This window comes from Streptomyces sp. SirexAA-E (genome assembly GCF_000177195.2).
GTDB lineage: Bacteria > Actinomycetota > Actinomycetes > Streptomycetales > Streptomycetaceae > Streptomyces > Streptomyces flavovirens.
In genome coordinates this window covers 522517-542774 of sequence record NC_015953.1, presented here as the reverse complement: position 1 = coordinate 542774, position 20258 = coordinate 522517, and the positions used below count along the sequence as shown (strand labels likewise).

The 20258-nt window shown below is 72.8% G+C and carries 15 protein-coding genes; 6 read left to right on the top strand and 9 right to left on the bottom strand.

The genetic code is table 11. The features are described from left to right. Positions 1-72 precede the first annotated feature (72 nt). The 3 genes from SACTE_RS02310 to SACTE_RS02300 all read right to left on the bottom strand — a co-directional run bounded on the left by SACTE_RS02310 (position 73) and on the right by SACTE_RS02300 (position 2908). Positions 73-1443 carry a cellulase family glycosylhydrolase gene (locus SACTE_RS02310; RefSeq protein ID WP_014044415.1) on the bottom strand — a complete coding sequence of 457 codons (1371 nt, stop codon included), beginning with the start codon at positions 1441-1443 and terminating at the stop codon, positions 73-75. A 119-nt stretch (positions 1444-1562) separates the two neighbouring features. Continuing rightward, positions 1563-1997 (bottom strand): hypothetical protein, encoded by a 435-nt coding sequence (locus tag SACTE_RS02305; protein ID WP_014044414.1) that lies wholly within the window; start codon positions 1995-1997, stop codon positions 1563-1565. A gap of 83 nt (positions 1998-2080) precedes the next feature. After that, positions 2081-2908 carry a DeoR/GlpR family DNA-binding transcription regulator gene (locus SACTE_RS02300; RefSeq protein WP_014044413.1) on the bottom strand — a complete coding sequence of 276 codons (828 nt, stop codon included), beginning with the start codon at positions 2906-2908 and terminating at the stop codon, positions 2081-2083. Positions 2909-3232: 324 nt separating this feature from the next. Here SACTE_RS02300 and SACTE_RS02295 point away from each other — a divergent pair, with 324 nt between their 5' ends. After that, on the top strand, positions 3233-5515 hold the full coding sequence (locus SACTE_RS02295; protein ID WP_226995212.1) for a hypothetical protein: 2283 nt from the start codon (positions 3233-3235) through the stop codon (positions 5513-5515). On the opposite strand, the gene SACTE_RS02290 is transcribed toward SACTE_RS02295, so the two are convergent. The 3 genes from SACTE_RS02290 to SACTE_RS02280 all read right to left on the bottom strand — a co-directional run bounded on the left by SACTE_RS02290 (position 5485) and on the right by SACTE_RS02280 (position 9713). Beyond that, a complete protein-coding gene (locus SACTE_RS02290) occupies positions 5485-7950 on the bottom strand; it encodes a right-handed parallel beta-helix repeat-containing protein (RefSeq protein WP_014044411.1) in 2466 nt (821 codons plus the stop codon). The two genes, SACTE_RS02295 and SACTE_RS02290, sit on opposite strands and share 31 nt — an antisense overlap. Before the next feature lie 234 nt (positions 7951-8184). Further along, positions 8185-8805, bottom strand: coding sequence for a hypothetical protein (locus SACTE_RS02285; protein WP_014044410.1), 621 nt, complete (start codon positions 8803-8805; stop codon positions 8185-8187). Between the two features lie 389 nt (positions 8806-9194). Next, positions 9195-9713: a DUF6643 family protein gene (locus SACTE_RS02280; protein WP_014044409.1), complete on the bottom strand. Its 519-nt coding sequence runs from the start codon at positions 9711-9713 to the stop codon at positions 9195-9197. A gap of 914 nt (positions 9714-10627) precedes the next feature. Here SACTE_RS02280 and SACTE_RS02275 point away from each other — a divergent pair. Then, positions 10628-11473, top strand: a complete 846-nt coding sequence (locus SACTE_RS02275) for an MIP/aquaporin family protein (RefSeq protein ID WP_014044408.1) — start codon at positions 10628-10630, stop codon at positions 11471-11473. Between the two features lie 27 nt (positions 11474-11500). Continuing rightward, positions 11501-13018 (top strand): glycerol kinase GlpK, encoded by a 1518-nt coding sequence (glpK, locus tag SACTE_RS02270; protein ID WP_014044407.1) that lies wholly within the window; start codon positions 11501-11503, stop codon positions 13016-13018. A gap of 15 nt (positions 13019-13033) precedes the next feature. On the opposite strand, the gene SACTE_RS02265 is transcribed toward glpK, so the two are convergent. Both SACTE_RS02265 and SACTE_RS02260 read right to left on the bottom strand, forming a co-directional pair. Continuing rightward, positions 13034-15181: a 2Fe-2S iron-sulfur cluster-binding protein gene (locus SACTE_RS02265; RefSeq protein WP_014044406.1), complete on the bottom strand. Its 2148-nt coding sequence runs from the start codon at positions 15179-15181 to the stop codon at positions 13034-13036. Between the two features lie 11 nt (positions 15182-15192). Then, positions 15193-15993, bottom strand: coding sequence for a siderophore-interacting protein (locus SACTE_RS02260; RefSeq protein ID WP_014044405.1), 801 nt, complete (start codon positions 15991-15993; stop codon positions 15193-15195). A 111-nt stretch (positions 15994-16104) separates the two neighbouring features. On the opposite strand from SACTE_RS02260, the gene SACTE_RS02255 reads away from it, so the two are divergent. Together SACTE_RS02255 and SACTE_RS02250 are read left to right on the top strand one after the other, a co-directional pair. Next, positions 16105-16725: a TetR/AcrR family transcriptional regulator gene (locus tag SACTE_RS02255; protein WP_014044404.1), complete on the top strand. Its 621-nt coding sequence runs from the start codon at positions 16105-16107 to the stop codon at positions 16723-16725. A gap of 123 nt (positions 16726-16848) precedes the next feature. Beyond that, positions 16849-18135 (top strand): TerD family protein, encoded by a 1287-nt coding sequence (locus SACTE_RS02250; protein ID WP_106707901.1) that lies wholly within the window; start codon positions 16849-16851, stop codon positions 18133-18135. A gap of 21 nt (positions 18136-18156) precedes the next feature. Here the strand turns inward: SACTE_RS02250 and SACTE_RS02245 are convergent, their stop codons facing one another. Continuing rightward, complete coding sequence (locus tag SACTE_RS02245) at positions 18157-19359, bottom strand: glycosyltransferase (protein ID WP_014044402.1); 1203 nt, start codon at positions 19357-19359, stop codon at positions 18157-18159. A gap of 58 nt (positions 19360-19417) precedes the next feature. Here SACTE_RS02245 and SACTE_RS02240 point away from each other — a divergent pair, with 58 nt between their 5' ends. Further along, positions 19418-20203 (top strand): aspartate/glutamate racemase family protein, encoded by a 786-nt coding sequence (locus SACTE_RS02240; RefSeq protein ID WP_019992891.1) that lies wholly within the window; start codon positions 19418-19420, stop codon positions 20201-20203. Positions 20204-20258 lie beyond the last annotated feature (55 nt).

Here is a 20258-nt window from a genome sequence, read left to right as displayed (position 1 = left end):
ACGGGAAAGGAGAGGTGGGAGCGCTCCCGTGATGGAGGCGGAGCCCCGGCCCGGCCGGAGCCCCGCGGGGGATCAGCCGGTGGGGAAGGAATCGGGGGTGCTGATCCGGTTCTTGAGCAGCGCCCCGGACTCGGTCAGCACGCCGCTGCCGCTGTAGTCGCCGCCGCCGCAGGTGCCCGGCCGGAACGCCGCGCTGCTCTCGGGCGCGTCGGAATAGGTCCAGTTCGCATAGCTGATCTTCAGCTGGTCGAGCAGGTCCAGCCAGGCCGTGGTGCTCGCCCGGTCCATCGCCCCGCCGCCGGTGGCGCTCACCGTGCCGAACTCGGTGACGAAGAGCGGAAGCCGCGCCGCCGCCCGGCTCAGCGTGGAGCGGTAGGCGTCCTTGTGGCTCGCTGCGTAGAAGTGGAACGCGTACATGATGTTGGTGGCATTGACGGGGCTGTTGACGACCTCGCTCTCGTCGGAGCCGTCCGAGACGCCCAGCGAGGACCAGCCGCGGGTGCCGACGATGACGACGGCGTCCGGGTCGGCGGCCCGGATCACCGGGATGACCTGCTCGGCGTAGCTCTTGACGGCCGTCCAGGTCACGCCGTTGGGCTCGTTGGCGATCTCGTAGATCACGTTCTTCTTGCCGGCGTTGCGCGCGGCGACGGACGCGAAGAACGTCTTGGCGCGGTCGAGGTTGACGTTCGGGTCGCCCGGGGTCAGGGTGTGGAAGTCGATCAACGCGTACATGCCGCGGGCCTCGGCCATGTCGACGAGGTCGTTCACGCGCCGGGTGAAGCCCGCCGGGTCGGTCTCGTAACCGTCCTCCTGCACGTACATGGCGATGCGCAGCAGGTCCGACTTCCAGTCGTTCGCCAGCGCGTCCAGGGAGGCGGCGTCGTAGCAGGCGTCGAACCACTGGATGCCGTGCGTGCTCATACCCCGCAGCTGCACGGGCCGGTCGTACTGGTTGCAGAGGTTCACCCCGCAGACGTGGAGCTGCCCGTTGACGTCCACGGGGGTGCCGCCGTCGGAGCCGGCCGGGGGTTCTCCGGTGGAGCCCGTACAGGCGACACCGTTGAGCGCGAACGCCGTGGGAGGCGGGTTGGCGCCCGTGAAGGAGCCCACGAAGCCCGCCTCGGCCGACGCGCCGGTGGCCAGTGTGCCGTTCCAGTCGGCGCCGGCGGCGGTGACCGCGGAACCCGACTGCGACCAGGCGGCGTTCCAGCCCTGGACGACCTTCTGTCCCGCGTCCGGCAGGGTGAACGTGAGCTTCCACCCGGTCACGGGGGTTCCCAGGTTGGTGACCTTCACCGCGGCCTGGAAGCCGCCCTGCCACTGGCTGGTGATCGTGTAGTCGGCCGTGCAGCCCGCGGCGGCCACCGCCTGGGGGCCGGTCAGTGCCGTGAGGCCCAGGACCGTCGCGCAGGTGGCCAGTAAGGCCAGAAAGCGTTTCACAGCGTTCCTCCTCGTGTGAAGCGGGAACAGTGCATGATGGGAGCGCTCCCACCCATCGGGCCGAGACCGTACACCGGTGCGCCGAGGCGTGTACAGACATCCGACCGCCCGGACGCGCCCTAATCGGCGAGCAGCGTGTCCAGCACCCGGCCGAAGACCCGTCGGCCCCCGGACGCCAGCAGCGGATCGGCCCCCCGGGGCAGCAGCCGCACCCACAGCTCCTCGACCCAGATGACGTGCGAGCCCGCACCCGTCGGGCACACGTCGATGGATGCCCGGCCCCGGACGAGGGAGCCGCGCTTCTCCAGCTCGCACAGCCCGGCCCGCCCGGCGGCGGGCGGGACCCACCGGACCACTTCCATCGGATCGTCGAATCCCAGCGGGCCCAGGCCCGTACGCGCCACGAAGACGGTGCCGTTCCGGGTGGGCGGGTCGGTCCGCACGGTGACCGCCGTGAGCGGAACGGTGTCGCCGTGCCGCTCCCAGTCGGTCACCCGGCGCCAGGCCTCGGCGGCGGGGAGGGGAGTGAAACGCTCGATCCGGAAGACGGCCACAGCAGGATCCTAGGACGTCCGGGGCCCGCGGGACGTGGAGCGGAACGCGCGCGTCGGTGCCGGGCCCCGCGTCCGGGCGGCCGTCAGGAGGCCGGTGCCTCGCCCGCCACGACCAGCCCCGGCAGATGCTCCTCTATCTCCCGCCGGACCTCGTCCGAAAGGCTCGCGTCCGTGACGAAGGTGTCGACCTCGTCCAGCGTGGCGAACGAACTCAGCCCCACCGTGCCCCACTTGGTGTGGTCGGCGACCACCACGACCCGGCGTGCCGCCCCCACCAGACGTCGATTGGTCTCGGCCTCCGCGAGGTTCGGGGTCGAGAGGCCGGCCTCGACCGAGATGCCGTGCACCCCGAGGAACAGGACGTCGAAGTGGAGCGAGCCGATCGCACGGTCGGCGACCGGCCCGACCAGCGAGTCCGACGGCGTACGGATCCCGCCGGTCAGCACCACGGAGGCCGCACCGGAGCGCCCGTTGCCCGAGACCGGTCGCTGCGCGTCGTGGAACACGTCGGCGACCCGCACCGAGTTCGTCACCACCGTCAGCCCCGGAACCTCCAGAAGGTGACGGGCCAGCGCGAACGTCGTCGTACCGCCGGACAGAGCGATCGCGCTGCCGGGCACCGCCATCGCCGCGGCCGCCCGCGCGATGTCCTCCTTGGCGCTGAGCTCCAGCGTCGACTTGGCCTCGAAACCCGGCTCGTGCGTGCTCGCCTCGACCACCGGGACGGCCCCGCCGTGCACCTTCTCGATCACGCCCTGCCGGGCCAGCGCGTCCAGGTCCCGGCGGATGGTCATGTCGGAGACGCTCAGCCTGCGGGTCAGCTCGTTGACCCGGACGCCGCCCCGCTTGCGCACCTCGTCGAGGATGACCGCACGCCGCTGCTCCGCGAGCAGATTCTGGTTCTCGCTCAACGCCGGGCCGGTCCTTCCCTGGAGTCCACACGGTCCGGCAGCGGCCTGCGGGACGGCCTCATCCTTTCACGCACCCCCACCGGCCGTGCCACTGGGGAGATTCGGTGAGGGGGGTGCCGTGGACCCGGTCCGTCCGGGACAGTGGTGACTGTGCGTCAGTGGACAGCTCCGCGCGGCGCCGTCGTCCCCTTCCCGGAGGCCGAGAGGCCGGACGCACCAGAGAGCGAGTCACCGACCTTGACCCGTGCCCACCAGGACCCGCCGAGCGGCGGGGCAGCGCTGGAACTGCTCGTCCACGGTGTCGGCGGAACCACCCCGCACGAGATGCTCGGCGACCCCAGGATCACCCGGGTCACCGGTGACGTCACCGCGGCCGTCTACCGGCGCACCGAGGACCTCGGCGCCGAGCAGGACCCCGAGCGCCGGGGGGACGGGCCCGTCCCCGAGGCGTACTGCTGGTCCAACCTCACCTCCGGCAACGGTTCGCGGGCGCTGTGGCTGCTGCTGCTCCCCTTCATGGTGGTCAACCTGGCCCACTGGATGCGCCCCGGCGCACGCGGGAGCGGCACCGCGGTCCGCCTGTACGGAGTGATGGTGCGGCTCATCGCCCTCAGCCTCACCGTGCTGCTCACCGCCGCCGTCTGCGAGGTCGCCCTCGATCTCGTCGCCTGGCAGTGCGCCGGTGCCACCGAGTGCGTCGGGCGCCGCTCCTGGCTGGGGTTCCTCTCGCCCGACCAGGGCGGCTGGTGGTCCCAGCCAGGCCGACGTCTCGCGCTCGCCGCCCTGCTGCCCGCCGCGCTCGTCGGACTGCTCTGGTACCTGTCCAACCGCACCTGGAGCGCCTACGAGTCGCAGCGACCGCTCGACCTGGAGGAGTCGGACAATCCCCCGGCACCCGCGGCGGTCCCGGAGCCGCCCGGCGCCCCCGGCGTCCGCCCCGCCCTCGGCCGGCCCGGCTTCTGGTACGGACGCAGGCTGGTGGCCCGGCTGCGCGCCGCGCACACGGCCGCGGGCTTCCTCACCGTCGCGGCCGCCGTCGGAGGAGCGGCCGCCCGGTACGACCGGTCCGCCGACGGCCCCGTGCCCGCCCCGGTCGGCCGGCTGTTCGAGGTGGCGCTCGTCCTGTGCTCGATCGCCGTCGTCGGGGTGGTCTGCCGACGGGGCCGCAGCGAGCGGCGCCTCGACAACCGGATCGACCGCGCGGTCACCTCCTTCCTGCCGGCCACCGCGCTCGCCCTGCTGTTCCTCGCCGCGGTCTACGCGGCCTGGTCACGTCCCCGCTGGGTCTCCTCGGGCGCCCTCCCCGGCGAGGCCGTCTTCGGCGTCCTCGTGCTCGGCCAGGGGCTCCTCGTCGTCGTGCTCGCCGGTGTGGCGCTGGGCCTCTACCGGCGTGCGCCCGAACCGCGCACCACCCTGCGGGGGCTCGGAGGTCCCGCCGTGGCCATGCTGGCCTGCGCGCTCGGGGGCGTGATGACCGGCGGGGTGGCCCAGCGTGTCGCCGACTGGCTCGACGGCCCCGGAACACCCGGGATGGGCGGCCCGTCCGTCGTGGAGGGCCCGCCCGTGCTCCTGAGCTGGCAGGCCTCCGTGATCCCGGTCCTCCTGCTCCTGCTCGTGTTCCCCGTCACCTGGCTCGTCGTCCGCACCGCACGACGCGCCCGCCGGATGGGGCCCGGGATCGAGGCCGAGTACGCGCAGGCGCACCCCGACCCGGGGCGCACCCGGCAGATCGCCCGCATCAGGGCCACGGCCGCGCTCACCGACTCCGCACCCCGGATCGTGGCCCTGGTCTCCGGGGCCACCCTGTTCCTGGGGGCCGGGGCGGTCGTCGGGTCCTGGGTCAGCGGACAGGTGCCCGGGCGGGCCCTGGACGAGGCGGGTCCGCTCGTGGAGTCCGTCGCGGAGGCCGCGCAGGCGACGGGATCCTGGCTGATAGGGGTCGGGTTCATACTGTTCGTCACCTGGGGGCGCCGCGCCTACCGTGACGTCTCCGCGCGCCGCACCATCGGCATCCTCTGGGACGTCGGCACGTTCTGGCCGCGCGCCGCCCACCCCTTCGCCCCGCCGTGCTACGCGGAGCGTGCCGTCCCCGACCTGTCGTCCCGGATGTGCGCCTGGACGGGCAGCACCCGGGGCAGGCTCGTCATCTCCGGCCATTCCCAGGGCAGCGTGCTGGCGGCCGCCGCCGTGTGGCAACTGCCTGCCGCGGCACGCCGTCAGGTCGCCCTGCTCACGTACGGCTCACCGATCGAGCGGCTCTACGGGCGCTGGTTCCCGGCCTACTTCGGCCCCGGAGCGCTCCAGGGGCTGCACCGGTCCGTGCACTGCTGGCGCAACCTGTGGCGCGCCACCGATCCCATCGGCGGGCCCGTCCGGATCGACGAGGGCGACGGCCCGGAAGTGGACCGCGGCCCGCTGAAGGACCCGCTCGTCTACGGCCGTACGGTGGCGCACCCGCTGCCCGAGCCCGTCCTCGGCCACTCCGACTACCAGGCCGACCCGTCCTTCGCCGTGGAGCGGGCCGCGCTCCTGGACCGGCTCGGACCCGCACTGCCCCGGCAGGCCACCGGGAAGGTTCAGGGCAGCTCGGGCAGGTCCTCGGGGTAGAGCAGGGTGAGGTCGTCGGTGCTGGCGTCCGTCAGCTGGGCGACCCGGCCCGCGTGGCGCTCGACCATCGACTCGAAGGTCTGGCGGGCGGTGCGGCCGTTGCCGAACGCCGGGCCCTTGGGAAGCGCGGTGAAGTACTTGAGCAGCGCCTCCCCGGTCCCCTCGGCCAGGCTGTACTCGTGCTCCTCGGACTGCTGCTCGACGATCCGCAGCAGCTCCTCGGGGAGGTAGTCGCTGAAGGTGATGGTGCGTGAGAAACGGGACGCCACGCCCGGGTTGACGGTGAGGAAGCGCGCCATCTCGTGGGTGTACCCGGCCACGATCACCACGACCGCGTCGCGGTGGTCCTCCATCAGCTTCACCAGGGTGTCGATGGCCTCCCGCCCGAAGTCGCGGCCGGAGTCCTCGGGGGACAGGGCGTACGCCTCGTCGACGAACAGGACTCCGCCGCGTGCCCGGTCGAACGCCTCCTGGGTGCGGATGGCAGTGGACCCGATGTGCTCGCCGACCAGGTCGACCCGTGACACCTCGACGAGGTGGCCGTGTTCGAGCACCCCGAGGGCGGCCAGGATCTCTCCGTACAGCCGCGCCACGGTGGTCTTGCCCGTGCCGGGGGAGCCGGTGAAGACGAGGTGGCGGCGCACCGACGCGGCCTTGAGGCCGGCCAGCTGACGGCGCCGGCCCACCTCGATCATGTCCGTCAGCGCCCGCACCTCGCGCTTGACGCTCTCCAGGCCCACCAGCGCGTCCAGTTCGCCCAGGACGGCACCGGCGTCGCGCGGCGCCTCGGCCGGAGCCGGCGGTGCCGTGGCCGGTGCCGGGGACGCCGGGGCGGGGGCAGGCTCCGTGGTCCGCTGCCCGGGCGTCGAGCCGAGCAGCCCGCCCACCGGCCGGTCCGAGGTCAGGACGGGCGAAGCCGGGGGAGCGGCGGGGCGCAGCCCGCTCTCGTCGCTGGTGCAGTCCTCCACCACCGGGCCGCCCGAACGGCCGTCGCCACCGGGGCCCGCGCCGTCGGCGAACTCGTAACCACCGCGTGCGCACCGCTCGGTGCGGCAACGGCTGAGCGTCGAACGGCAGCCGTCCATCACGTGGAAGCCGTAGCCCTCGCTCCCCGTGACCCGGCAGCCGCGGAAGGTGCCGCGGCCCTCGGCGGAGACGTAGAAGCCGGCCTCCGCGGGCGAGGTGACCGTGCAGCGCTCGATCGTCGGGTCGGCGCCCTTGGTGACGATCACCCCGGTCTGGGCGGCGTCGATGGTGCAGTTGTTCAGGGTCCCGCCGCTGCCGTGGTCGCGGAACCACGCCCCGGTGGACGCCTCGCGGATCCGGCAGTCGTCGAGCTGGGCGGTGGCCCCGTCGCTCACCGAGACCGCCGTGTTGCGGATCTGCGACAGATCGCTGTCCACCACATCGGCACGCGAGCCCCGGTCGAGGACGAAGAGCGCGTCGGGCACGTCGTGCACCCGGCAGGAGTCCAGGACGACCGTGGCGCCGTCGCTGACCCAGACCGCCGGGTAGTCGCCCGTGGAGTCGTGGATCTCGCACTGGTTGGCGTCGACGCGCGTGCCCGGGTCCCAGACCGACAGGCCGTTGCGGCCGAAGCGGCGCACGGTCGAGCGGGTCAGGGTGAGCACCGCGCGGGACCGGAGATCGATCGCGTTCTCCGGGATGTCGTGGATGTCGCAGTCGGCGAGGGTGAGGAGGGCATCGGTGTCCAGGGTGACCCCGTCCCCGGAGGTGCGGTGCACGGTGCAGTCGGTCAGGTACGCGGAGCCCCGCGCGGTGACCTGCACGCCGCTGCCCTTGATCTCGTACACCTCGCAGCCCACCGCCTCCAGCACGCTGCCCTCACCGGTCACGCTCAGCCCCGCCCCCGAGGCGTGGTGGACACGGCAGCGGTCGAGGCGGGGGCGGGCGCCGTCGCGGACCCAGACGCCGGTCTGGCCCGCCGAGACGACCTCGCACTCCTCGAACACGCCCCCGGCGCCGTCGAGTACGGCTATCCCGACCCCGGCCGGATTGTCGACACCGCACCGGCGCACGGTCGGCCTGGCCCCGCCCCGGACCTCGATGCCGGCGGCCGACCTGGTCACGATCCGCAGATCCGTCAGCTCCGGTGTGCCCTCCTCCACGAGCAGCGCGGGAGCCGCCGAGTCCTGGCCCTCCACATGGATGTCGCGGATCACCGCGGCGGAGCGGACGGTCAGCGGCACCCCGTCGGCCGGCGCGATCCGGACGGAACCGGCGGAGCCCTCCGCGCCGCGCAGGGTCACCGCCCGGTGGACGACGAGATTCTCGCGGTAGGTGCCGGGGGCGACGGTGAGGACGTCACCGTCCGCCGCCGCCTCCAGGGCCGCGGTGAGGGAGGCGTATTCGCCCGTGCGGCGGCGCCATCGCGATGTGCCGGTGTGCGTCACCTGGACCGTGCCCTGTGCCATGGTGCTGCTGTGCCCCCGCCTCGTGCCGTGTGCGCTGCCTCGTGCCTGTCCGCATGCCGTGCCGCTGTCCTCGCCGCGGCTGCCCGGCGGCTCGGCGTCAGCCTCTGCCGGAGGAGTCGGGCCGGCCGGTCCACCGTAGCGCGCGTCGCGGGTGCGGGTTGACGGGTCGGCCGGCTCCCGGTCTCCTTCGTGAGCGCGCCGGGGCGCCCCCCGTCGGACACCGCGCCCCCGGGGTCAGGTGCCCGTACCCGTTCTGCCCCAGTCGGGCCCGGTTTCGGCCCAGGCCCGGTCGATGAGCTGGTACCTCCGTCGCATCATGAGCCGTACGGCCAGTCTCCGGGCCGCCTCCACCAGCCCGGCCGCGAGCAGCGTCACACCGACACCGGCCAGCGCCGCGTGGGCACGAGCGGCCGAGGCGTCCATGGGGCGCATCGCGGGAGCGCCGCGGTCGTCCGTCCAGAGGCGGATCCGGGTGCCGGGGGCGGTCGTCTCGGACGTCGTCGAGAGCGTGCCCGCACGCGCGGTGCCGTCCGGCGCCGTCCAGACGGCCGCCACCGAGACACGGGTGGTGGCCTCCGTCACGACATCCTCTGCGGGACGGGCGAAGGGTGACGTGCTGTCAGGGGCCTCGCGGACCACGACGGCCGTCGTCAGATGGCGGTGGGCGCGCTGGGTCCTGACCGCCTCCTGGAGGGCGTCACCGGTGAGCGAACCGCACAGCCGGCCGAGCAGCGGGGCCACCACCAGCATCAGCAGCAGGGCGGACAGCCCCAGCCACGCCTCGTGGCGGTCGGTGGGCCTGCACAGGGGATTGTGCCGCCACCGGCGGATCCCCAGGATCGCCCGCACCGTCACGCACCCCCTCGTCCGCGCCCGCGCGTCCACAGCACTCCGCACCCCGTCCCCTCCGCCACCGGACAGGCGCGGCAGTGGCGACGGGAGCGGCCACGCGCTACCAACGAACCGAGTGGTCCCGCGAGTTCCCGGCCGACGGCGGAGGCGGGCACCGTTCCGCCCGGCATCGCCACGCGGACAGCGACCTCCCCGGTCGCGATGCGCTCCGCGCGTTCCTCCGCCACGGCACGGCGGCGTCCTCCACCGTCCCGGCGGACGGGCGGAGTCCGGCGCGCACGCGCGCCGTGCGGACGGCCGCCGCCGGATCACGGCCCGGCGGCACCGCTCACGCGGACAGACGTGGCGCACCAGGCCCCCAGGCGGGGCCGACGTCCGCCGCGCCCGCCGACTCAGTACCCCCGGCTCTGATACGGCCGGTTGTACGGGTCCTCGTACGGCGACTGCTGCTGCGGCTGCGGCTGCGCCGGAGCGGGCCGCGGCGAAGCCGGACGCATCGCCTCGTAACCCGTGCCCGGACGCGGCTGTTGCTGCTGGGGCGGCGGCTGCTGCTGATAGCCGCGGGGCGCGGAAGGCTGCTGCGGGATGTAGGGCGTCGGCGCCGGGTGCAGCTGTGCGGGCTGCATCATCGGCGCCTGCTGCGCCCCCGCGTTCTGGTACTGCGGCTGCCCCGTCTGCTGCGGATAGCCGTAGGACCCGGTGTGCTGCTGGGACGGGGCCGCCGGCAGGGCCGGAAGTGCCGAAGGCAGCGCCGGCAGATAGCTGTTGCCGGTGTCGTAGGCGGCGGGAACTCGGATCGGTGCGATCTGAGGGGTACCCCGCTCCGCGACCAGGGAGTCGTAGATCGGGGTGTCGGGGAACGACGGCGCGGCGTAGTAACCGCCGCCGTAGGTGGAGCGGGGGGAGGTCATGAGACATAAGTTAAGCCCACGATGTGCTGATTGGGGAGTCCCAGCCTCGGGGTTATCCGTTTTACGCTGGTTCTGCGCGCCTGGCCTGCCAAAACATCGTTAAAGCTTCCGTCTGCAACGAAGGCTTTTCCGCGCGGGACGACCGTGGTTGACGAGAAGTGTTCGCCTGGCTACAAAGGGCGACGCCCCCGTGATGCCGCAGGCTGCGGCGGCTGCCCTTTCCGGTCGGCGCACCTCGCGACCGGACGGCGGAGCCCGCGAGCGGACGGTGAAGAACCTGAAACGGAAAGGGCGGCGCCCGAGCCCGCGCAGTTCTTCCGCCCCTGGTGCCACGGATCACCGCTACGGTCCCGGCAAGTCGACCTCGCTAACGGCCGTGCCCTTACGGAAGGAACTCCCGTCGTGACGGCGCGGATCGGTGAAGGACATTGTGTACGACCTGTTCCGCCTTCACTCCCGTGTCCGGCCGGAGATCGAGATCGGATTTCCCGGTCCTTTCGTGCGGGCCGATGAACGACCGGGCACCCGGATAACGTTCCCGGGCGCGACGGGGCCGCTTCGCGGTCTTCACCGCGGGCTTCCCGGACCGGGGTCGCGGACCGGCCGCGGTCGACCGGCCTGCGCGGTGGCGTGTGGCCGGAAAGTCACGTACGCGTACCCGCCGCCGTCACGTGCCGGGACTCTTCGGAGGTACCCACGCCGGGCTCTTCATCACGCCCGGGAACGACTCCGACCGGTCACCGCCATCGCGGGGGACCAGCCGAGGTGATGGCGGAGCCCGGTCGGGCCACGTCGTCGCCGGAGGGGCCCCGGTCCGGCTTCATCCTGATATGCGCACTTTGTTCCGGGGTCTTAGCCTACTGACATTGCTCGGGTAATCGAGGGCCGGTTCAGCCGGCGGAGGGCGAGCTCCCATGGCTGAGCGACGCATGAGATCCGGACTGATCGGCGAGTTGTCGGCCGAGTTCGCGGGCACGATGATCCTCATCCTCTTCGGATGCGGCGTGGTGGCCCAGGTGGCCGCGGGCGGGGCGTTGACGGACCCGCCCGGCGGGCTCGGGGACCACGACAGCATCGCCTGGGCCTGGGGGCTCGGTGTCACCCTGGGTGTCTACGTGGCGGCCCGGCTGAGCGGTGCCCACCTCAATCCCGCGGTGACCCTCGCGCTCGCCGCGTTCAGGGGATTCGCGTGGAGCAAGGTGGCGCCCTACGCACTGGCCCAGACGGCCGGCGCGTTCGTGGCCGCGCTGCTGGTCCGCTGGAACTACAGCGAGGCGCTGGCGAAGGCCGACCCCGGGCACACCGTCAAGACGCAGACGGTGTTCTCCACACTCCCGGCCAACGGCAATCCGGCGCTGCCCGTCCATGAGTGGGGTGCCTTCCGCGACCAGGTGATCGGCACCGCCATCCTGCTGCTGCTGATCATGGCCGTCACCGACATGCTCAACACACCGCCGGGCGCGAACCTGGGCCCGTTCATCACCGGTCTGATCGTGGTCGCCATCGGTATGGCCTGGGGAACAAACGCGGGCTACGCGATCAACCCGGCCCGTGACTTCGGCCCCCGGCTGGCGAGCTTCATCACCGGGTACGACGGGGCGTGGCGCGATCAGTACGGCAATCTCTACTTCTGGGTGCCCATCGTGGGCCCGCTGGTCGGCGGCCTGCTCGGCGCGGGGCTGTACAAGGGGCTCGTCGGCCGGTTCCTGCCCACCCCGGTACCCGAGCCGGCGGGACGCGCCCCGGCATCCAAGGACTGACGGCACCGTCCGGAGAGGTGGCACATCATGGCGGACTTCATCGGCGCGGTGGACCAAGGGACCACCAGCACCCGATTCATGGTCTTCGACCACGGCGGCAACGAGGTCGCCAAGCACCAGCTGGAACACGCCCAGGTCCTGCCCCGCTCCGGCTGGGTGGAGCACGACCCGGTGGAGATCTGGGAGCGCACCAACTCGGTGATGCAGAACGCCCTGCGGTTCGGCGGCCTGTCGGCGAACGACCTGGCGGCCATCGGCATCACCAACCAGCGCGAGACCACGGTGGTCTGGGACCCGCGCAACGGGCGGCCCTACTACAACGCCATCGTGTGGCAGGACACCAGGACCGACGCCATCGCGGCCGACCTCGAACGCACCGGACGCGGCGACGTCATCCGCCGCAAGGCAGGGCTGCCGCCGGCCACCTACTTCTCCGCCGGCAAGATCCAGTGGATCCTGGAGAACGTCGACGGCGTACGGGAGGCCGCGGAGGCGGGCAACGCCCTCTTCGGCAACACGGACGCCTGGGTGCTGTGGAACCTGACCGGCGGACCCGACGGCGGCATCCACGCCACCGACGTGACCAACGCGAGCCGGACCATGCTGATGGACCTGGAAACCCTCGACTGGGACGACGAACTCCTGGGATTCTTCGGCATCCCCCGGGCGATGCTTCCCACGATCAACCCCTCGTCGGACCCCGAAGCCTTCGGCGTGACCCGCACCTCCCGGCCGCTGCGCGGCGCCGTCCCCATCACCGGGGTCCTCGGCGACCAGCACGCGGCCACCGTCGGCCAGGTCTGCTTCGCGCCCGGCGAGGCGAAGAACACCTACGGCACCGGCAACTTCCTGGTGCTGAACACCGGTACGGAACTGGTCCGCTCCCAGCACGGCCTGCTCACCACCGTGGCGTACAAGTTCGGTGACAGCCCGGTGGTGTACGCGCTGGAGGGCTCCATCGCCGTGACCGGGTCCGCCGTACAGTGGCTGCGCGACCAGATGAAGATCATCAAGTCCGCTCCCGAGAGCGAGGAACTCGCCCGTACCGTCGAGGACAACGGCGGCGTGTACTTCGTCCCCGCGTTCTCGGGCCTGTTCGCCCCGTACTGGCGCTCCGACGCCCGGGGGGCCATCGTCGGGCTGGCGAGGTACAACGACAACGCCCACCTGGCGAGGGCGACGCTGGAGTCCATCTGCTACCAGAGCCGCGACGTCGTCGAGGCCATGGAGCGGGACTCCGGCGTCCACCTCGACGTGCTCAAGGTCGACGGCGGTGTCACCGCCAACGACCTCTGCATGCAGATCCAGGCCGACATCCTCGGCGTACCCGTCAGCCGCCCCGTCGTCGCCGAGACGACCGCCCTGGGCGCCGCCTACGCGGCGGGGCTGGCCGTCGGGTTCTGGCGGGACACCGACGAACTGCGCACCCAGTGGGACGAGTCGAAGCGGTGGCAGCCCCAGTGGTCCGAGGAGCGGCGCGCGGAAGGCTACGCGGGCTGGCAGAAGGCCGTGGAACGCACCCTGGACTGGGTGCGGGTCCCCTGACGCGTCGGCCGGCGGTCACGGGTCCGTGATGTCGAGGATGACCCCGGACAGGGGACGGCCGACGCACGTCAGGACGTAGCCGTCGGCCTTCTGCCGTGGCGTGAGGCAGTTCGGCTCGTTCTGCGTGACCTCACCGCCGCGGAGCCGCACCACGCAGTCGCCGCAGTTCCCCACCGTGCAGGAGTGCGGCATCGCGATGCCCGCGGCGAGTCCGGCGTCGAGGAGCGTCAGGCCGGGCTCGACCACCACCGTGCCGACGAGGCGCCCGTCCTCCTCGACGGTCATCTCCTGCGGCTCCGTGACCGCGGTCCCGGTGTCCGCTCCGCCGCTGTAGCGCTCGTGGTGCACCCGCTCGTCCGGGACCCGGAGCCGTCCCAGGACGTCCCGGACGGTGTCCGTCAGCGGTCCGGGGCCGCAGACGTAGTAGTGCGCGTCCCGGGCCGCGGACAGGCCGGTGATCCAGCGGCGCACGCCGTCCGCGTCGAGCCGCCCGTCCCGGCGGGTCAGTACGTGGGTGACCGACAGCCGTCCGGGGTGTTCCTTCTCCAGCCGGGTCAGCTCGTCGGCGAAGATGACCTCCTCCTCGCTGCGGCTGCTGTAGAGCAGCGCGATCCGGCCACGGTCCGGCCGGGTGGCGAGCCGCGTACGGATCATGCTCATCATCGGCGTCACGCCGCTGCCCGCCGCGACGAGGACGACGTCGTCCCCGAGGCTCGGCCCGGCGTGGAAGGATCCCGACGGGCCCCTCAGCGCGATGCGGTCCCCGGCGCGGAGATCCCGGTGAACATGGGTGGAGAAGCGGCCGCCCTCGATGTGCTTGACCGTCACCTCGAGCCGGGACGAGCCGGGTGCCGACGAAGCCGAGTAGGCCCGTCGCACCGGGCGCCCGTCGATGTCGGCCACGAGCGTGAAGAACTGGCCGGGCCGGAAGTCGAACGGCCCCGGCTTCTCGTCGGCGTCCTCCAGCACCAGGGTGACGGCGCTCGGTGTCTCCCTGCGTACCTCGGCCACGCGCACCTCCCCCAGGGGACTCCCGGCCCCGCCCGCACCGGCCAGGCGTAGGCCCGTGCCGGGCTCCACGTCCTCGTACCCCTCCTTCCGCAGCCCGGACCGGTAGGCGCGGTTCATCACCAGCCGCAACAGCCGGGGCATCCCGGGCAGAGCCCCGAGGGCCCTCAGCAGGAACGCGGGCGAACCGCCGCCGCCCTCGACCGCGTTGGCGGCGAGGTGTCGGCCCGCGAGCGCCATCAGGTCCGGTACCGCACCGCTCTCCAGGTGTGCGCCGGGGCTCCACAGCCGCGAGCGCGCCACGGCGTCGCTGCCGGTCACCTCGGCGTGCTCGACGTCGACGAGCAGCCCCAGGTGCGGGGGCACACCGCGCAGCGCCATGGTCTCCAGCAGCGCGGGGTCGTCGGTGATCGCGCCCCGGCCGTGGACGTGCAGCACGCCGCTGCGCCCCGGCACGAGCGCGGCGAACGAGAGCCGGTCGTCCTGGAGCAGGTTGCGGAGGGTGTCGGCGCGCTTGTTGCCCCTCCGGTCCGGGATGAGGAGCGTGCGGCTGTCCAGGATCCGCGCAGCCGCCCGCCGGTCCCCGCGCGGACTCGTGTCGCTCCCTCCGGACGCGTCCCACGTGGACAGGGCGAGGAACGGTGCCGCGGCCAGGAACTCGGCGACACCGGGCCGGCCCAACGGCCCGTCACCCTTGATCCCGGCGGCCGGGCCGGCCGGGGCGGGCGGCTGCCAGAGGCGGGACCGGAGGACGGCCTGCGCGCAGTGGACGTACGCCTCGGCGATGTCCACGACCGTCTCCGCCCCCTTCCGCGCGGCCACCGAACCGTTGACCCGCAGGATCTCCCCGACGCCCGGCAGGAGGAAGAAGAGCGAGACCGGACCGCGCGGGGCGCCGGGCCCGGGTAGGGGGAACGAGATCCGTGTGGGCGAGTGGACGTGTGCGAACCCCGCCGCGCCCCCGACGAAGACCGTCCTGCTGGTCCCGTCGGCATCCCGGTAGCCGAAGGCCGCGATCGGGCACCGGGCGAGAACGGTCCGGCACCCCTCGTCGAGGGCGCCGATCTGCTTGCGCATGACCATCGGCGCGGGACGGCCGACAGCCGTCTCGACCTCGTCCACCGTCGTCAGCCGGTGCGCGTGTGCGTGCTGCACGAGTGTTCCTCTCAGCCGGGGGTCGACCGGCCCAGACGCCAGTAACCGATGAACGAGATGTCCCGCTTGGACACGCCGCGGTCGTTGACCAGATGCCGCCGCACCGACGTGGCCAGCCGGGACTCGCCCGCGACCCACGTGTAGAAGCGGCCGGGCGGCAGCGGCGCGCGGCGCACCGATTCCAGCACCGAGGCGCCGGGCGGCAGGCCGCTGTCGTCGCGACTGGACCAGTGGACGTGGACACCGGCGAGCACGTCGAGGGACCGGACGTCGGCCGCGGCCGCCACCTCCAGATGGACCACCGTGGCGAGCGAGCGCGGTGTGCTCTCCAGGATCGACAGGATGGCGGGCAGCGCGGTCTCGTCGCCGACCAGCAACCGGCCCTCCGCGTACTCCGGCAGCCGGTACGTGGTGCCGATGTCGAAGATCCCCGCCGGGTCGCCCGGCTCGGCCCGGCGCACCCAGGACGACATGGGGGAGTCACCGTGCAGGGCGAACTCGATGTCGACCTCGTCGTCGGCGGGCCGCGCACGCCGGACGGTCAGATTGCGGACCCACGGGCGGACCGCCTTGGGCAGCAGCAACAGCTGGGCCATCCACGCCTCGTTCGAGGCGGTCGGCATCCGCAGCGCGCTCTGGCCCTCACGCGGGAAGAACAGGCGGACCGCCTGGTCGTCGCCGACCACGTCCAGGTTCCGTACGGCCGGGCCGCCGAGGGTGACGCTCGCGAATCCTGGTGTGAGGAACGCGCGCCGGCGCACCTCCAGCGTGATCATCGTGCGTGTCTCGGGCCGGTACACCTTGGGGATCACGACGTGTCACCCACATCGAGCATGCTCTTGTCTGTGCAGGTCATGGCACTATTGTGAGCAATAGCTCAGCTCTCTGGCTACTCGCTTTCCACGCCCCGAGGAGAACCCCGGATGCCGTCGGCCGACCACCGCCTCCAGCCACGTCGCAAGCCCCGTCAGGTCCGCGCCGAGCTCACCCGCGAGCGCATCCTGACCGCCGCTGCTCACGTTTTCGCCGAGTACGGCTACGCCGCCGGCACCACCAACCGCATCGCCGAACACGCCCGCATCTCCATCGGCTCGCTGTACCAGTACTTCCCCAACAAGGACGCGATCCTCGCCGAGTTGCTGGTGCGGCACATCGACCGCGGCAGGTGGACGCGGGCCGACCAGCTGGATCTGTCCCCCGGAAGCCTGGAGGCGGCGGTACGGGCACTGGTCCGCGACGCGGTCCACAACCACCGCGACGACCCGCAGCTGCTGCGGATCATGATCGAGGAGGCGCCGCTCTCGAAGGAACTGCTCGCCACGATCGAACGGCACGGGAAGGCCCGCGTCGGTCAGGTGCGCGATCTCCTCGACCGGCACGCGGACGTCCAGGTGCGCGACCTCGACACGGCGGCCGAACTGATCGTGTTCACCGTGGAGATGAACACGCACAAGCTCATGGCCGACCCGCGGAACATTCCGGTCGAGACGTTCGAGAACGAACTGGTGGACATGGTCACTCGTTATCTGCGTGGCGACCGATAGCCGCTCACCGGGGCGGCGCCCGTCCCGACCGCGTCCCTCCGTCGCGGTGTGGGCGTGGCGGCACCCCGGGGATTAGGTTGGCCGGAAACTCTCCGGGCAGCCGGACTCGTGTTGGGGGCGAGCATGACCATGCAAAAGGGAACCAATGTCGCGGTGCCGGCCCGGGCCGTGCGGGTCGAACTGGGCTGGCGCGCCGCGCCCGGGGCGCCGGATGTGGATGCCTCGGCGCTCCTCCTCGTGTCGGGGAAGGTGCGCGGCGACGCGGACTTCGTGTTCTACAACCAGCCGGCCCACGCGTCCGGCGCGGTACGCCACGAGGGCAAGAGGACCACGGGCGGCACCGTGACGGACACGCTCACGGTCGACTTCGGCCGCATGGAGCCGGCCGTCGAACGGGTCGTCGTCGCGGCCTCGGCGGACGGCGGCACCTTCGGCCGGGTGGCCGGCCTGTACGTACGGGTCGTGGACCAGTCGACCGGCGCGGAGCTCGCACGCTTCGAGAGCGCGGACGCGACGGTCGAGACCGCCTTCATCCTGGGTGAGCTGTATCTGCGTCAGGGAGCCTGGAAGTTCCGGGCGGTGGGACAGGGGTACGACACCGGACTCGGCGGCCTGGCGACGGACTTCGGCATCTCCGTCGACGAACCCCGGCAGCAGCCGGCGACGCCGCCCGCCGCCCCGCAGCAGGCCCCGTACGCGCCGCAGGCGTCCCCGCCTCCCCGGCCGTCGGCGGCCCCCGCGTCCTCGCCGCCCCCGGCACCGCAGCCGGTGCGGCTGACCAAGGTCACTCTGACGAAGGAGGCCCCTTCCGTCTCGTTGACGAAGCAGGGAGGTACCTCCGGAGCGCTGCGCGTCAACCTCAACTGGGAAACGCGCAAGCAGTTCAAGGGCTGGGGAGCGAAACTCGGCAGGGCCGTCGCCACGCACGCCGACCTCGACCTCGACCTCTGCGCGCTCTACGAACTCACCGACGGACGCAAGGGCGTCGTGCAGGCACTCGGCAACGCCTTCGGTTCCCTCGCGCAGCCGCCGTACATCCACCTCGACGGCGACGACCGCACCGGCGCGCTCTCCACCGGCGAGAACCTCACGGTCAACCTCGACCACAAGGACCGGCTGCGCCGCGTGCTGATCTTCGTCACCATCTACGAGGGCGCCCGGAGCTTCGCCGATCTGCACGCCACCGTCACCCTCCAGCCGCAGAACGGGGCGGCGATCGACTTCTCCCTGGACGAGTGCACGGTGCCCTCCACCGTCTGCGCGCTCGCCCTGATCACCGACGACGGCGGGGGAGGCCTCACCGTGCGGCGCGAGGCCCGCTACCTCGTACCGGAGCGCGGTGTGAGCCCGCAGCGGACCGTCGACGCCGCCTACGGCTGGGGCATGAACTGGACACCCGGCCGTAAGTGATCCCGGCCGCCCCGGCGTACCTCAGGGCTCGGGAGCGGCCTCGGGACGGGCGTACGTACGCCCCTTCCAGGCCGCGCCCCGGCCCCGGTAGTGCTGCACCGCCGAGTCCACCGTCATCAGGAGGTAGAGGACCGCGGTGAACGGCAGCAGCGGCGCCAGCCAGAGCGACTGCCGGTAGTAGCCGAGCATCGGCATGTACGTGCCGGCCATCACCACCCAGGCGACTCCGCCCGCCCACGCGGCGGCGGAGTCGCCCGCCATCAGCCCGGCGACGAGCGTGGCGGGCGGCGCGACGTAGACCAGCAGCAGCCCCACCACCGTGGCCGCCAGCAGCAGCGGGCTGTGCCGCAGCTGCGCGTACGCGCTGCGCGAGACCATCCGCCACAGATCGGGCAGCCCCGGGTACGGCCGCACGCTGTCCACCCGGTCCGCGAGCCCCAGCCAGATCCGGCCCCCGCCGCGCTGCACCGCGCCGGCCAGCGTCACGTCGTCGATCACCGCCTGCCGGATGGACTCCGGGATCCGCGCGCGTTCGGCGGCGTCGGCGCGCAGCAGCACGCAGCCGCCCGCGGCCGCCGCCGTCCGCGACCGCGCCCGGTTCACCCACCGGAAGGGGTAGAGCTGGCCGAAGAAGTAGACGAAGGCCGGTACGACCAGCCGTTCCCAGGTGCTCGTCACCCTCAGGCGCGCCATCTGGGACACGAGGTCGAAGCCGCCCGCGCCGTCCTCGGCGCCGTCGGACGGTGGCCCGGCCGCCGCGCGGACCAGTTCGCGCAGACTGTCCGGCTCATGGGCGATGTCGGCGTCCGTCAGCAGCAGGAACTCGGGCTTCTGCCGCCGGGCCAGCGCGATCCCGTGCCGCAGCGCCCAGAGCTTGCCCGTCCAGCCGGGTTCGGGTTCGCCCGGCGTCACCACACTCAGGGGCAGCCCGCCGCAGCGCGTGGACAGCGACCGGGCCAGTTCCCCCGTGCCGTCGTCGCTGCAGTCGTCGACCAGGACGATCTCCGCCTCCCCGGGATAGTCCTGGGCGAGCAGCGAGGGCAGACTCTCCGGCAGCACGGCGGCCTCGTTCCGTGCCGGGACGACCACCGCCACCGACGGCCAGCGAGCCGGTTCGGCGCGGTCGGGCAGCCGCTGGTCGGTCCGCCAGAAGAACCCCTGGCCCAGCAGCAGCCACCCCCACGCGGACAACGAAACGACGGCGATCCAGGCAACGGCGCTCATCCGCCGAAGTCTGCACCACTTCGGCGATCGCGCAAGGGCGGTCGACTATGGTGACTGGGTGAAGATCGCACTCATGGATTCGGGAATCGGCCTGCTCGCGGCCGCGGCCGCGGTACGCAGGCTGCGGCCGGACGCCGATCTGGTGCTGTCGTCCGACCCCGCCTCGATGCCCTGGGGCCCCCTCACACCCGAGGGCGTGACCGAGCGCGCGCTCGCCGTGGCGCGGGCCGCAGCGGCCCACCGGCCGGACGTGCTGATCGTCGCGTGCAACACCGCGTCCGTCCACGCGCTGCCGACGCTGCGGGACGAACTGGAGCCCGCACTGCCCGTCGTGGGCACCGTGCCCGCGATCAAACCGGCCGCGGCCGGCGGCGGCCCGGTGGCGATCTGGGCCACCCCGGCGACCACCGGCAGCCCCTACCAGCGCGGACTCATCGAGGACTTCGCCTCCCACGTCGACGTGACCGAGGTGCCCTGCCCCGGGCTCGCCGACGCCGTGGAACACGCGGACGAGGCGGCGATCGACCGCGCCGTGGCCGCTGCCGCAGCCCTCACCCCGCCCGGTACGGCGGGCGTCGTGCTGGGCTGCACCCACTACGAGCTCGTGGCGGAACGTATCCGCGCCGCCGTGCGGCACCCCGGCCACCCGGACGCCACGTTCCACGGCTCCGCGGACGCGGTCGCCGCCCAGGCGCTGCGCCGCGTCGGTGCCGTACCCGCTCCGTCGGCCGAACCGTCCGGCACGCTCACCGTCCTCCTCGGCGGGCACCCCGCCGACCTGCCCGTACCCGCTCTGGCCTACACGGAGAGCCGGCTTCTGCGCCCCGTGAGCCCCGCGCTCTGACCCGCGCGCCGCCCATGCGGGCCGCCGGTGCCGGTACCCGCAGGGCGGAACCTGG

Bases quoted from the DNA above. Each gene is read 5' to 3' on its own strand.
- SACTE_RS02250 (WP_106707901.1), top strand. From the start codon at position 16,849: ATGACCATGCAAAAGGGAACCAATGTCGCGGTGCCGGCCCGGGCCGTG.
- SACTE_RS02295 (WP_226995212.1), top strand. From the start codon at position 3,233: ATGCTCGGCGACCCCAGGATCACCCGGGTCACCGGTGACGTCACCGCG.
- SACTE_RS02255 (WP_014044404.1), top strand. From the start codon at position 16,105: ATGCCGTCGGCCGACCACCGCCTCCAGCCACGTCGCAAGCCCCGTCAG.
- SACTE_RS02245 (WP_014044402.1), bottom strand. From the start codon at position 19,359: ATGAGCGCCGTTGCCTGGATCGCCGTCGTTTCGTTGTCCGCGTGGGGG.
- SACTE_RS02275 (WP_014044408.1), top strand. From the start codon at position 10,628: ATGGCTGAGCGACGCATGAGATCCGGACTGATCGGCGAGTTGTCGGCC.
- glpK (WP_014044407.1), top strand. From the start codon at position 11,501: ATGGCGGACTTCATCGGCGCGGTGGACCAAGGGACCACCAGCACCCGA.
- SACTE_RS02290 (WP_014044411.1), bottom strand. From the start codon at position 7,950: ATGGCACAGGGCACGGTCCAGGTGACGCACACCGGCACATCGCGATGG.
- SACTE_RS02280 (WP_014044409.1), bottom strand. From the start codon at position 9,713: ATGACCTCCCCCCGCTCCACCTACGGCGGCGGTTACTACGCCGCGCCG.